The following is a 10,670-nucleotide window of genomic DNA, read 5'->3' on the forward strand; positions in this document are numbered from 1 at the left end:
GGAGCACCGATGACCAACCCCTTCGAGGACCCGGAGGGCGCTTACCTCGTCCTCGTCAACGACGAGGGCCAGCACTCGCTGTGGCCGTCCTTCGCCGAGGTCCCCGCCGGCTGGACGGTGGCCAAGGACGAGGACACCCGCCAGGCGTGCCTCGACTTCGTCAACGAGAACTGGACGGACATGCGGCCGAAGAGCCTCGTCGAGGCCATGGGTGAGTGAGGCGGGCTCGGGGCCGCCCGCGGAGACCGCGCGTCTGCGGATCCCCTCGGTCACCGAGTGGGAGATGGAGATGCTGGACGCGGCCGACCTGCGGCCCGCGCCGCTGCCGGGCGTCGAGATGACGTTCACCCTCGCGGGGGTGCCGTCCCCCGACGTCAGCCGCGCCCTCTACGCGACCGTCGGCGCCCCCGTCTGCTGGACCGACCGCTTCCCGTGGACGTGGGAGCGGTGGCGCGCCTGGGTGGAACGCCCCGAGCTGTCCACGTGGATCGCCATGGCCGAGGGCACCATCGCCGGCTTCTTCGAGATCGAGGCGCGGCCCGGCGGCGACACCGAGATCCACCTGGTCGGGCTCACCCCCGCGTTCGTCGGGCGCGGCTACGGCGGCTACCTCGTGGAGCAGTGCACGCGCCGCGCCTGGCAGCGCGGCGAGCTGTGGGCCGTCGCGGGCGGGCCCGCGACGCGGGTGTGGCTGCGCACCAGCAGCCTCGACCATCCCAACGCCATCGCCAACTACCGGCGGCGGGGCTTTAAGGTGGCGGCGGAGAGCACCGCGCCGAAGCTCGTGCCGGACCCGCGCGTCGCGCCGTGGCCGCTGCCGCGCGACCCCCGCGCGGCGTCCCGCCGGCACGAGGAGGAGTTGATCACGTGACCTGGTTCCGCTGCCCCGAGACGCGCCCCTGGGCGTCGATGCGGCTGTTCTGCCTGCCGCACGCGGGCGGGTCGGCGGTGTTCTACCGGTCGTGGGGCAAGGAGGCCGGCCCGGCCGTCGAGGTGCAGACCGTCCAGTACCCGGGGCGCGCCGACCGGATGGCGGACGCGTTCGTCTCCGACGCGCGCCGGCTCGCGCGCCTCATCGCCGGGGCGATGGCGCCGCTGATGGACCGCCCCGCCGCGCTGTTCGGCCACAGCATGGGCGCCGTCCTCGCCTACGAGGTGGCGCGGCTGCTGGAGGAGCGGGGCACCGCGCCGGTGCACGTGTTCGCCTCCGGGGCCCGCCCGCCCGACGACCGGGACGACGAGCGCATCCGCGACAAGGACGACGACGGCCTCGTCGCCGAGCTGGTGCGGCTCGGGGGGACCGACACCGAGCTGCTGGCGGAGCCGGAGCTGCGCGAGCTCATCCTGCCGTACGTCCGCAACGACTTCACGCTGATCGAGGCGTACGCGCACCGGCCCGAGCCGCCGCTGACCGTCCCGGTCACCGCGATCATCGGGGACGCCGACCCGCACGTGGACGAGGAGCTGGCCCGCGGCTGGGCGCGCGCCACCCGCGGGCGGTTCGCGCTCCGGGTGCTGCCCGGCGGGCACTTCTACCTGGCCGACCAGCAGCCCGCCGTGCTCGCCGAGATCCTGCGGACGCTGGAGGTCCCCGCCGTGTGACGGGCGGACGGGCCGCCCCCACGGGAGTCCGTGGCGGGGGCGGCCCGTCGCTGCGGGGGAGCTTTCCGAGGGTCGTTTAGTAGACGGACGCCCCGTACACCGACAGCGGCTCGGTGATGGGCTGGAAGAACGTCGTCCCGCCCGAGGAGCAGTTGCCGCTGCCGCCCGAGGTCAGGCCGAGCGCGGTGTTCCCGGCGAACAGGGAGCCGCCGCTGTCGCCCGGCTCGGCGCACACCGTGGTGCGGATGAGGCCGCTGACGCTGCCCTCCGCGTAGTTCACCGTCTGGTTGAGGGCGGTGACCCGGCCGTTGTGCAGGCCGGTGGTGCTGCCGCTGCGGTACACGGTCTGGTTGACCGCGGCGTTACCGGCGCTGGTGATGTCGCGGGTGCCGCTGTACAGGCTGACCGTGCCCTGCGTGTCGGTGGGCGTCGAGGAGTAGGTGACGATGCCGTAGTCGTTGCCGGGGAAGCTGCTGCCGGCGGTGCGGCCCAGCGTCCGGCCCGAGCTGTCGGTCCAGGTCGAACCGATGTTGGTGCAGTGCCCGGCCGTGATGAAGGCGTAGCCGCTTCCCCTCCTGACGTTGAAGCCCAGCGAGCAGCGGGCGCCGCCGGTGTAGATGGCCTCGCCGCCTCGGGTGAGCGTCTGGAACTTTCCGGCGACGCTCTCGGTGCGGACCGCCGCGCCCTGCCTGCTCGCGGCGGCGCGGACCTTCTCGAGCCCGGCGCCCTCGACCGTGCTGTCCATGGTGAGGACGACCTGGTTGGAGGCAGGGTCCACGGCCCATGCGGTGCCCGGGACGGTCGCGTCGCGCTTGAGCGCGGCCTCGACCTTCTTCAGGTCCGCGCCGCTGCGCGCGACGGTCTTCGGCACGGCGCCCGCGGCGCGGACGGCCTGCGCGGCCTGCGCGTCGGTGACCGTGACGACCAGCTTGCCGTCCTTCAGGTAGGAGCCCGCGCTGCGGGTTCCGAGCTGGTGCGCCAGCGACGTGGCGACGTCGCCGGGAGCGGCGGGGGCGGCGGGAGCAGCCGGAGCGGCGGACGCGGTGGGAGCGGTGGCCAGGGTGGCGGCCACCAGGCCGGCCGCGGTCGTGGTGACGGCCGCGGCGCGGACGCGCCTGTGACGGATCTTCACTTGTGCCTCCACGGGGGATGGGGCGCACCCGTGTGGTGCGCCGGAGGTCACCGACATGGTGTAAGAACGGTCAAGGCGGACGTAAGACGCATAAGGTGACCAATTCGGCACGTTCCCGTTGGCACTCTCGGAGCGGCGTGCGTGGTCAGTCCGGGAAAGGCGACCGCCGCCCTTCGGGTGAGAACGAGGTTCGGCCCCGGTCCTTGAGCCGGAAAGGCAGAAAGACCAGGGCCGAATCCCGCGCGGCGTCCCGCCGCCTGGGAGCTCCGGCGGGCCGCCGAGGGGCCGCTAGTAGATCTCGACCCCGAACTCCGACAGCGGCTCGGTCACGGGCTGGAAGAAGGTGACGCCGCCGGACGTGCAGTCGCCGCTGCCGCCCGAGGTCAGCCCGACCGCGCTCGACCCGGCGAACAGCGGGCCGCCGCTGTCGCCCGGTTCGGCGCACACGGTCGTCTGGATGAGGCCGCTGACGCTGCCCTCCTGGTAGTTCACCGTCTGGTTGAGAGCGGTGACCTGCCCGTCGTGGACGCCGGTGGTGCTCCCGCTGCGGGTCACGGTCTCGCCGACCGTGGCCTCGGCGGCGCCGGTGATGTCCTTGAACTGGCCGTCGACCGTGACGCCGCCCTGCGTGTCCTCCGGGGCGGAGGCGTACTTGACGAGGCCGTAGTCGTTGCCGGGGAAGCTGCTGCCGGCGTTGCCGCCGAGCGCGCCGCCCGACTCGTCGGTCCACGTGGAGCCCGCCTCGGTGCAGTGCCCCGCCGTCAGGAAGTAGTACTCGCTTCCCTTCTTGACGTTGAAGCCCAGCGAGCAGCGGGCGCCGCCGGTGTAGATCGGGTCGCCGCCGGCCGTGAACATGCGGAACTTCCCCGCGACCCGCGCGGTGCGCACGGCCGCGCCCTGCCTGCTCGCGGCGCTGCGCACCTTCTCGAGCCCGGCGCCCTCGACCGTGCTGTCCATGGTGAGGACGACCTGGTTGGAGGCAGGGTCCACGGCCCATGCGGTGCCCGGGACGGTCGCGTCGCGCTTGAGCGCGGCCATGACCTTCTTCAGGTCCGCGCCGCTGCGCGCGACGGTCTTCGGTTCGGCCCCGGCAGCCCGGACCGCCTGCGCGGATCCGGCGTCGGTGACCGTGACGACCAGGTTCTTCGTGGCCCGGTCCACGTAGGCGCCGGCGCTGCGGTCGCCGAGCCGCTGCGCCAGCTTCGCGGCCACCGCGCCCGTGTCGGACCGGGGCGCGGCGCTCCCGTCGGGCGCGTCGAGGGTCGCGTTCGCGGCGGGGGCGGCGGCCAGGGCGGTCGCCACGAGCCCGGACGCCGCCATGGTCACGGCGGCTCCGCGGACGCGGGAGGGACGGATTCTCACTTTGCCTCCAGGGGGGATTGGGCGCGCCCGAATGACGCGCCGGAGGTCACGGGTCATGCTGGAAGATTTCTGAACGCCCTTGTAAGGCGAGAAAGTGACCAATCGACCATCTACGGATTGTCACAATGGGTGCGGGTTCCGTGGTCGATCCTCGGGGAGGACTGCCCGTTTAGCCGGTTTTGGGCCGGATACCAGGTCCAATGGAGGTGCCCTCCCGAGGGTGACGCCCGCCTCGGAGCACGGAAGGATGGCCGGGTGACGCTCCTCTTGGCCCGTTCCATCCTTGAGTCGCTGCTCGACCCCGCCCCCTGCCTGGACGCGCTGCGCCGCGGCTTCACCGCCGGGGACGGCGGGGCCGCCGCCCGCCGGGTGATCGCCGAGTTGCCGGGCCAGGGCGCCGCGACGGCGCTGATGCCGGGCCTGGTCGAGGGGATCCCCGCCTACACCGTGAAGGTGAACGCCAAGTTCCCCGGCGCCCGCCCGGCGCTGCGCGGCGTCGTCTGCCTGCACGACCGGGAGACCGGGGAGCTGCTGGCCCTGCTGGACTCGGCGACCGTGACCGCCTGGCGCACCGGCCTCGCCGCCGCGCTCGGCACCCATGCCCTGGCGCGTCCCGCGGCCGGCTCGGTCGCGGTGATCGGCGCGGGCGCGCAGGCCGAACTGGTGATGCGGGGCCTGGGCGAGTTGCGGGAGGTGCGCGGCCTCACCGTCTTCGATCTGGACGCCGGCCGCGCCGCCGACTTCGCGGCGCGGCACGGCGCCCGGCTGGACGCGCCCGCGACGGTGGCGCCGGACCCGCGGGCCGCCGTCCGGGACGCCGGGATCGTCGTCCTGGCGACCTGGGCGCGCCGCCCCCTCCTGCACGCCGCCGACGTGGCCCCGGGAACCCATCTCACCTCCCTCGGCGCGGACCAGCCCGGCAAGGCCGAACTGGGGGCCGACCTGCTGAAGGGCGCCCGCGTCGTCGTCGACGACGTCCCCCTGGCCCTCGAGATGGGCGTGCTGGCGGGAGCGGGCCTGGAGGTCGAGCACGCCGCCGGGACGCTGCGCGACCTGATGCGCGGTCAGGTGCCGGGGCGGGTGAAGGACGGCGAGGTCACGGTGTACGCGCCCGTCGGGCTGCCCTGGCAGGACCTCGCGCTGAGCTGGACGGCCTACACCGGGGCCCGCGCCGCGGGCGCTGGCGCGGAGTTCGATTTCCTCGGCTGAACCGGTTCGGGCCCATCAGGTGTACGACCGCTAATTGGCGGAATACCCATCGCTGGATTCCTGGTTTCCACGGTGTCTTTACAATACGCAGTGAATAGTGTTGGCTCCATCCGGTAAGTCATCAGTAGTCGTGAGGCCTGTCGAAGTTGACCAAATGAAAGTTCGATTTCGCACTGACCGAATCCCCGGTATCGCTTCTCGGTCGCCGCCCTGACGTCGCGGGGAAGCGCGTTCGATGATTGTTCCTTTCTCGGGCTACGGACGGGTGGCCGTGTTGGAGACGAAAATGATTCGGATTCTGCTCGCCGAGGGGGCGCCTCTCCTGCGCAGCGGGCTGGTCGCGCTGTTCGACCGGGTGAAGGATCTCGACGTGGTGGCGGCGGTCGGCTCGGGCGAGCAGGTGCTCCGCACCGCGCGCAGACGGCGGCCCGACGTCGCGCTGATCGACGTCGGGCTCCCGGGACTGGACGGCTTCACGGCGGCGCGGGCGTTACGCGAGGCCGTCCCGGAGTGCCGCACCGTCCTCATGGCGGGCCGCTGCCGGACCGGCGACCTGCGGCGCGCGGTGGCCGCGCGGGCGGCGGGGCCCGTGCTGAAGGACACCTCGCCGGGCGAGCCGGTGGACGCGATCCGGCGGGCGGCCGGGGGAGCGCGCGTCATCGACCCCGACATGGCCTTCATCGAACTGGGCTCGGCTCAGAGCCCGCTCACCGAACGGGAGGTCGAGGTCCTCACGCTGGCGTCACGGGGCGCCTCCGCGGCGCAGATCGCCGAGGACCTCGTGCTGACGATCGGCACCGTCCGCAACCACCTCTCCCGCATCAACCGCGAGATCGGCGCGGAGAACCGGGTCCAGGCCATCCGGATCGCCGAGGACGCCGGATGACTGTGAGCCGTCCTCCCACCGGCCGATCAGGTCCCGGTACAGCGGGCAGACCGCGGGCAGGTCCGCGTGCCGGCCGAGGTGGACGCGGGTCCCGTCCAGCACCAGGACGCGGCGGGCGCGCATCGCCGAGCTGATCCGGTGCGCGATGACGACCAGCGTGCCGGGCCGCCGCGCGAACGCCGCCTCCATCCGCGCCTCGGCGGCCGGGTCGAGGCGGTACGCGGCCTCGTCCAGGACGACGAGGGGCTGCGGCGCGAGGTAGGCCCGGCACAGCGCGACGCACTGCCGCTGCGCCTCGGTGAGCGCGCCCGGCTCCAGCCGCGCCCCGAACCCGCCGAGGTCGCGGACGAGCGGCGCCAGCCCGAGCGCGTCCACGGCCCGTCCCGCCTCCTGCGGGCCGGCGTCCGGGGCGTGGTAGACGAGGTTGTCGAGCAGGGTGCCGCCGAACACGTACGCCTCCTGCGGGACGAGCACCCGGCGGCCCGGGTCGCCCGCCGGCCGCCCGTCCACCAGCACCTCGCCCGCGCTGGGCGCGGCCAGCCCCGCGACCAGCGCGGCGAGCGTCGACCTGCCGATCCCGCTCGGCCCCACCACGGCCAGGTGGTCGCCGCGCGGGCCCACCAGGTCCAGGTTCTCGATCACCGGCCGCGCGCCGGTCCCGTAGGCGAAGGTCACGCCGCGCAGCTCCACCGCCGGCGCCCCCGGCACGGGCTCGGCGGGCACGGGTTCGAGGGGGGCGCCCTCCTTTCAGGACCACCTTCGCGCCGCTCCGGGTGTCGGTCGCCGCGTAGACTCCGCCCCCGTTGGAGAAATGGAGGGCCTTGTCGATCCGGCAGGGCAGATCGGTCGTCGTCGTGGCGCCGCGTGCCCGGAGATGCGGTTCCAGGCAGGCGGGAAGGCTCACCCAGCCGGGGACGGAGAAGACGGGATCGCGCCGGTCCGGAACCAGTTCCCCGGAGCCGTCGCGCAGCGCGGGGACGAGCCGGCCCTGCTCGTCCAGGCACCGGCGCTCCGCGAATCCGCCGTACCGGACGTGCAGCGGCCCCTCGCCGATGCGCAGGTCGCTGAGGATGTACGGGCCGGGAAGCCCGCCCAGCCGGGCGCCGAGCCCGGTGAGCACCTCGGCCAGTTCGTCCTCGTCCGCGGGGTAGATCGTGACGAGCTTCCCGCTCACCCCGCGCGGCGCGTACTTGGCGTTGCGCCTGCGGAGCGTTCCCGGGCCGCGCAGGTGCTTGAACTCGATTCCCCGGGCGGCGCAGTACTCCCAGGTGCCGGCAAGCGCCTTCTCCGCGCTTTCCGGACATCCGGAGACGTGCACCTTCCAGCCCTGTTCGGGGGCGCGCTGGACCGGCGGAACGTAGACGACCCATTCGTCTCCGAAGACCTTTTCCCAACCCTCCGGGAGTTCTCGCCGCGTGATGTCGAAATCGGTGCTGCGGGTCACCGGCGGAGCATCGTAGAAGAGCTCGTCTGCGAGGCAGTAAAGCTCGTACCCCTTGTCCACGGCCGGTTTCCCCTTCCTCGTGCGCCGGTTGTCGGAACGCACAGGGGAAAGAATTGCGGTCATGTCGGAAATGGACTAGTGGCGGACATTATGAATGGCCTGTGAAGATGTACCGTCCGCCGGCGTGCGCGCGTCACGCGCCGCCCGTCACACCGGTATTGAAACAGGTTCTAGTTCCTGCGTAGGCTGTGCGGGCGGCGAGGCGACGGACCGGAGGTGACGCCGGTGATCTCGGAGCGGTTCCGAATCGACGGCAGGGTGGCGGTGGTGACCGGCGCGGGCCGGGGGATCGGGGCGGCCACCGCGGTCGCGCTCGCCCAGGCGGGCGCCGACGTGGTGATCTCCTCCCGGACGCGCGAGCAGCTCGACGAGGTCGCCGCCGGGATCGAGGCCGCCGGGCGGCGGGCCCTGGTCGTCCCCTCCGACCTCGCCGACCCCGAGACCGCCGCCGAGCTGGCGGACCTCGCCGCGGGCGAGTTCGGCCGACTCGACATCGTGGTGAACAACATGGGCGGCGCCATGCCCGCCGCCTTCCTGGACACCTCGCCCCGGCACATGGAGAAGGCGTTCCGGTTCAACGTCGGCACCGCGCACGCGCTGACCCGCGCGGCCGTCCCGCACCTGCTGAAGGCGGACGGCGGCAGCGTCGTCAACATCTCCTCGGCCATGGGGCGGCTCGCGGGCCGCGGCTACCTGGCCTACGGCAGCGCCAAGGCGGCCCTCGCCCACTACACCCGGCTCGCGGCGTTCGACCTGGCCCCGCGCGTGCGCGTCAACGCCGTCGCCGTCGGCTCCGTCGCGACCTCCGCGCTCGACGTCGTCATGACCAGCGACGAGCTGCGCACCGAGATGGAGCGCAGGACGCCGCTGCGCCGCGTCGGCGAGCCGGAGGACGTGGCCGCCGCGGTGCTCTACCTCGCCTCGCCCGCCTCCGCCTACGTCACCGGCAGCGTGCTGCGCGTGGACGGCGGCATCGAGGCCCCGAACCTCGACCTCGGCCTGGAGGACCTGTGACCTACCGCGTCGTCCAGTGGAGCACCGGCAACGTCGGGCGCCACGCGATCGCCGGCATCGACGCACGCCCCGACCTCGAACTCGCCGGGGTCTGGGTCTCCAACCCGGCCAAGGCCGGCCGGGACGCCGGCGACCTGGCGGGCCTCGGTCGCGACCTCGGCGTCACCGCCACCGGAGACGCCGGGGCGCTCCTCGCGCTGCGGCCCGACTGCGTCGTCTACACCTCCATGGCCGACGTCCGGCTGATGGAGGCGATCGACGACCTGTGCCGCATCCTGCGCGCCGGGGTGAACGTCGTCTCCAGCAGCCCGGTGTTCCTGCAGTTCCCGGACGGCGTCGTCCCGCCCGAGATGTCCGACCCGGTGCGGGAGGCGGCCCGGGCCGGCGGCGCGTCCCTCTTCGTCAACGGCATCGACCCCGGCTTCGCCAACGACGTGCTCCCGCTCGCCGTCACCGGCATCAGCGAGCGCATCGACCAGGTCCGCTGCATGGAGATCCTCAACTACGCCACCTACGACCAGGCCACGGTCCTGTTCGACATCATGGGCTTCGGCGGCCCCCTGGACGGCGCGCCGATGCTGCTGCGACCCGGCGTCCTCACCATGGCGTGGGGGAGCGTCGTCCGGCAGATCGCCGCCGGCCTCGGCGTCGAGCTGGACGAGATCGCCGAATGGCACACCCGCCTGCCCGCGCCCGAGACGTTCGCCGTCTCCGCCGGGACCATCGAGAAGGGCACGGCCGCCGCCCTGCGGTTCGAGGTGCGGGGGATGCGCGGCGGCGAGGCCGTCGTCGTCCTGGAGCACGTCACCCGGCTCCGCGACGACCTCGCCCCCGACTGGCCGCAGCCCGCAGGCGCGGGCTGCTACCGCGTCGAGGTCCGCGGCGAGCCGAACTACACGGTGGACCTGCGGCTCCTCGGCACCGACGGCGACCACAACACCGCGGGCCTGAAGGCCACCGCGATGCGCCTCGTCAACGCCGTCCCCGCCGTCGTCGAGGCGCCGCCCGGCCTGCTCACCGCCCTGGACCTGCCGCTGATCCCGGGCCGCGGGCTCCTCTAGCCCGCGCCCCTCAGAACTCCAGCGCGTCCAGGAGCGGGAGGAGCCGCTCCTCCTCGCGGTCGAGGTGCGCCACCAGCGCGGCCGCGAGCCGGTCGACCTCGGCGAGCAGCGACGCGGAGTCCCCGGCGGCGAGGACGCGGCGCAACTCCTCCAGCAGCGCGCTGATCGTCGCGTGCTCGTCCCTCAGTTCCGCCAGCGCCGGGGCGAGCTCGGGGTGGCGCCGCTCCAGCAGGGGGAACATCTGCTGGTCCTCGCCCATGTGGTGGTGGCCGAGCCCCTGGCACATCGTCAGGCAGGTGACCCGGAGCTGGGCGCCGACGGCGGCCCCGGACGCGGCGACCTCCCTGCGGATCAGCTCCAGCTCCCCGCGGAACGCGTCGTGCACCGCGACCAGCATGGCGCCGGGCGTCCCCGGCCCGGAGGGCGGCCCGGCGGCGGCCTGGACCAGGGCGACGACGGGCAGCGTCCGCCCCGACTTCTCCTCGTACCCGGCCCAGCCGGGGTCGGCCTCGGCCGCCCGCGCGAAGGCGCGGTCGCGCTCCTCGCCGTCCAGGACGACCGCGTCGGCCTCGTAGGCGAAGGCGCCGCTCTCGACCGTGACGCGCGGGTTCGCGACCAGGTTGCGGTACCAGGCCGGGTGCCTCGGCGCGCCCCCGGCCGAGCCGATGACCAGGACGCGCCCCACGCCGTCGGGCAGGTAGCCGAGCGGCGTCGTGTGCGGGGCGCCGGTCCGCGCCCCGGTCGTGGTCAGCAGGAGCAGCCGCCCGCCCTCGAACGGGCCGCCGACCCGCCCGCCGTTCGCGCGGAACTCCTCGATGACCTGCTGGTTGAAATCCATTTGTCTCCTGTTTTCGGGCATGACGAATAGACCGCGGATAGGACGCGCGGCCGTGGCTTGGA

The 10,670-nt window shown here is 73.7% G+C and carries 10 protein-coding genes and 2 pseudogenes; 7 read left to right on the forward strand and 5 right to left on the reverse strand.

Going from position 1 to position 10,670, the window contains the following annotated elements:
* Positions 1–9 precede the first annotated feature (9 nt).
* From ACQEU6_RS44770 to ACQEU6_RS44780, 3 genes are read left to right on the forward strand one after another with little or no spacing between them, the layout of a single operon-like run.
* Positions 10–219, forward strand: a complete 210-nt coding sequence (locus tag ACQEU6_RS44770) for an MbtH family protein (RefSeq protein WP_499339882.1) — start codon at positions 10–12, stop codon at positions 217–219.
* A complete protein-coding gene (locus ACQEU6_RS44775) occupies positions 212–871 on the forward strand; it encodes a GNAT family N-acetyltransferase (protein WP_499339883.1) in 660 nt (219 codons plus the stop codon). The genes ACQEU6_RS44770 and ACQEU6_RS44775 overlap by 8 nt, the downstream gene beginning before the upstream one ends.
* Complete coding sequence (locus ACQEU6_RS44780; RefSeq protein ID WP_499339884.1) at positions 868–1,602, forward strand: thioesterase II family protein; 735 nt, start codon at positions 868–870, stop codon at positions 1,600–1,602. The genes ACQEU6_RS44775 and ACQEU6_RS44780 overlap by 4 nt, the downstream gene beginning before the upstream one ends.
* 76 nt (positions 1,603–1,678) lie before the next feature.
* Here the strand turns inward: ACQEU6_RS44780 and ACQEU6_RS44785 are convergent, their stop codons facing one another.
* Positions 1,679–2,734 carry a S1 family peptidase gene (locus ACQEU6_RS44785; RefSeq protein ID WP_499339885.1) on the reverse strand — a complete coding sequence of 352 codons (1,056 nt, stop codon included), beginning with the start codon at positions 2,732–2,734 and terminating at the stop codon, positions 1,679–1,681.
* A gap of 288 nt (positions 2,735–3,022) precedes the next feature.
* Positions 3,023–4,096, reverse strand: coding sequence for a S1 family peptidase (locus ACQEU6_RS44790; RefSeq protein WP_499339886.1), 1,074 nt, complete (start codon positions 4,094–4,096; stop codon positions 3,023–3,025).
* 255 nt (positions 4,097–4,351) lie between these two features.
* On the opposite strand from ACQEU6_RS44790, the gene ACQEU6_RS44795 reads away from it, so the two are divergent.
* Together ACQEU6_RS44795 and ACQEU6_RS44800 are read left to right on the forward strand one after the other, a co-directional pair.
* Positions 4,352–5,305, forward strand: a complete 954-nt coding sequence (locus tag ACQEU6_RS44795) for an ornithine cyclodeaminase family protein (RefSeq protein ID WP_499339887.1) — start codon at positions 4,352–4,354, stop codon at positions 5,303–5,305.
* A gap of 286 nt (positions 5,306–5,591) precedes the next feature.
* Positions 5,592–6,191, forward strand: coding sequence for a response regulator transcription factor (locus ACQEU6_RS44800; protein ID WP_499339888.1), 600 nt, complete (start codon positions 5,592–5,594; stop codon positions 6,189–6,191).
* A gap of 282 nt (positions 6,192–6,473) precedes the next feature.
* On the opposite strand, the pseudogene ACQEU6_RS44805 reads toward ACQEU6_RS44800, so the two are convergent.
* Together ACQEU6_RS44805 and ACQEU6_RS44810 are read right to left on the reverse strand one after the other, a co-directional pair.
* Positions 6,474–6,914 (reverse strand): annotated as a pseudogene (locus ACQEU6_RS44805) (ATP-binding cassette domain-containing protein); the annotation flags it as partial.
* Between the two features lie 145 nt (positions 6,915–7,059).
* Positions 7,060–7,758: pseudogene (locus ACQEU6_RS44810) on the reverse strand (class III lanthionine synthetase LanKC N-terminal domain-containing protein); the annotation flags it as partial.
* 153 nt (positions 7,759–7,911) lie between these two features.
* Here ACQEU6_RS44810 and ACQEU6_RS44815 point away from each other — a divergent pair.
* Both ACQEU6_RS44815 and ACQEU6_RS44820 read left to right on the forward strand, forming a co-directional pair.
* Positions 7,912–8,709, forward strand: coding sequence for an SDR family oxidoreductase (locus ACQEU6_RS44815; protein ID WP_499339889.1), 798 nt, complete (start codon positions 7,912–7,914; stop codon positions 8,707–8,709).
* Positions 8,706–9,770 (forward strand): NAD(P)H-dependent amine dehydrogenase family protein, encoded by a 1,065-nt coding sequence (locus ACQEU6_RS44820; protein WP_499339890.1) that lies wholly within the window; start codon positions 8,706–8,708, stop codon positions 9,768–9,770. The genes ACQEU6_RS44815 and ACQEU6_RS44820 overlap by 4 nt, the downstream gene beginning before the upstream one ends.
* 10 nt (positions 9,771–9,780) lie before the next feature.
* Here ACQEU6_RS44820 and ACQEU6_RS44825 read toward each other — a convergent pair whose 3' ends face one another.
* Positions 9,781–10,608 carry a nitroreductase/quinone reductase family protein gene (locus ACQEU6_RS44825; protein WP_499339891.1) on the reverse strand — a complete coding sequence of 276 codons (828 nt, stop codon included), beginning with the start codon at positions 10,606–10,608 and terminating at the stop codon, positions 9,781–9,783.
* Positions 10,609–10,670 lie beyond the last annotated feature (62 nt).

This window comes from Spirillospora sp. CA-108201 (assembly GCF_050936235.1).
GTDB lineage: Bacteria > Actinomycetota > Actinomycetes > Streptosporangiales > Streptosporangiaceae > Spirillospora.

Coding starts and splice junctions, on each gene's coding strand:
- ACQEU6_RS44770 (WP_499339882.1), top strand. CDS start 10: ATGACCAACCCCTTCGAGGACCCGGAGGGCGCTTACCTCGTCCTCGTC.
- ACQEU6_RS44800 (WP_499339888.1), top strand. CDS start 5,592: ATGATTCGGATTCTGCTCGCCGAGGGGGCGCCTCTCCTGCGCAGCGGG.
- ACQEU6_RS44825 (WP_499339891.1), bottom strand. CDS start 10,608: ATGGATTTCAACCAGCAGGTCATCGAGGAGTTCCGCGCGAACGGCGGG.